We start from the raw sequence: 1620 nt of genomic DNA on the forward strand, positions 1-1620 counted from the left end.
GTCCGGCGCACCGGACCGCCGTGGCTGCCCTCCGGGGCCGAACGGTGCAGGTGGTCGATCTCGAGGCGCAGCGCCATCCCCTTGAAGTCGAGGTCACCCTCGATGTCCCAGACGTCCTCGAACACGAGCGTGGACGGCGCGATCCAGAAGGTGAAGTTCTGCGCCGGCTCGACCGGATGCACCCAGCGCACGATGTAGTCGAGGTCCAGCAGCAGGCGTGGCAGCGGGTTGTCGGGGGATGCGCTCGGCTGCACGCAGATTCCGTGGACGGTGACGTCGTGCCACCCCATCGCTTCGAAGTCGGCGTCGCTCCACGTGCTCTTCGTCAGCCCGGATTCCGGGTGGGTCCCTGCGTTCATGGCGGCATCCCACCAGACCGGGGATGCGGGCGTCAGGCGGCTTTTCGGTGCGTCCGGCGTGCGCCGGTTGCGCTCTGCCCGTGGCGAATCTGCGGCGGGCAGATAAATCGCATCGGAGGGGCTCCGGCGGTCGAGAGTGGAAGGCGACAGCATCCCTGCTTCTTCGAGTGCTTCGAGGAGACCCGATGACTCCACTCGGTACCCTTCCGCCCCGCGCGGCGGAGGGCGACACCCCGCCCAGTCCGTTCGACGACCACCTCGCCGCGCAGTTGCTCGCCCAGCGGATCGTCCTGCTGGGCACGCAGGTCGACGACGTGTCGGCCAACCGCGTCTGTGCGCAGCTGTTGCTGCTCTCGGCGGAGGACCCGCGCACCGACATCTGCCTGTACATCAACAGCCCGGGCGGGTCGGTCACCGCGGGGCTCGCCATCTACGACACCATGCGGCTCATCCCGAACGACGTCTCGACGCTGGCGATGGGGTTCGCCGCCAGCATGGGGCAGTTCCTGCTCGCCGTGGGGGCGCCCGGCAAACGGTTCGCGCTGCCGAACGCGCGGATCATGATGCACCAGCCGTCGGCGGGCATCGGGGGCTCCACCGCGGACATCGAGATCCAGGCGGAGAACCTCCTGTTCACCAAGAGGGCCATCGAGCGGATCACCGCCGAGCACACCGGGCAGAGCGAGGAGACGATCGCGCGCGACGGCGACCGGGACCGCTGGTTCACGGCCGAACAGGCCAGGGAGTACGGGATCGTGGACCGGGTGGTGGAGTCGCTCGCCGACATCCGCCCGGCCTCGTCGCGCCGACGGATGGGGCTGTGACATGGGGTCGTACACGGTTCCGTACGTGATCGAGCGCACCGCGCAGGGCGAGCGGTCCTACGACGTCTTCAGCCGGCTGCTGAACGAGCGGATCATCTTCCTCGGCACCGAGATCGACGACGGCGTCGCCAACGTGGTCATCGCGCAACTCCTGCACCTGGAGTCGGAGAGCCCCGAGCGCGAGATCTCGATCTACCTCAACTCGCCCGGCGGGATGTTCACTTCGCTGATGGCGATCTACGACACGATGACGTTCGTGCAGGCGCCGATCTCCACGTTCTGCGTCGGCCAGGCGGCGTCGACGGCGGCGGTGCTGCTGGCCGGCGGGGATCCCGGGCGGCGGTTCGTGCTCCAGCACGCGCGGGTGCTGCTGGGCCTGCCGGCCAGCGGTGGACGGCAGGGGACGGTCTCCGACCTCAGCCTCGCGGCGAAGGAGA

At 69.1% G+C, this 1620-nt stretch carries 3 protein-coding genes; 2 read left to right on the forward strand and 1 reads right to left on the reverse strand.

Translation table 11 applies throughout. The features are described 5' to 3' along the window. On the reverse strand, positions 1 to 512 hold a 512-nt coding region (locus AB0O00_RS38500; RefSeq protein ID WP_363659333.1), incomplete at its 3' end, for a hypothetical protein. A 32-nt stretch (positions 513 to 544) separates the two neighbouring features. Between AB0O00_RS38500 and AB0O00_RS38505 the strand changes: the two genes are divergently transcribed. Continuing rightward, positions 545 to 1183, forward strand: a complete 639-nt coding sequence (locus AB0O00_RS38505; protein WP_363659334.1) for an ATP-dependent Clp protease proteolytic subunit — start codon at positions 545 to 547, stop codon at positions 1181 to 1183. A 1-nt stretch (position 1184) separates the two neighbouring features. Beyond that, positions 1185 to 1620: ATP-dependent Clp protease proteolytic subunit (locus AB0O00_RS38510; RefSeq protein WP_363659335.1), on the forward strand; the 436-nt coding region annotated here is incomplete at its 3' end.

The sequence above is a fragment of the Kitasatospora sp. NPDC093558 genome, assembly GCF_040683475.1.
Taxonomy (GTDB): domain Bacteria; phylum Actinomycetota; class Actinomycetes; order Streptomycetales; family Streptomycetaceae; genus Kitasatospora.

Coding starts and splice junctions, on each gene's coding strand:
- AB0O00_RS38505 (WP_363659334.1), top strand. CDS start 545: ATGACTCCACTCGGTACCCTTCCGCCCCGCGCGGCGGAGGGCGACACC.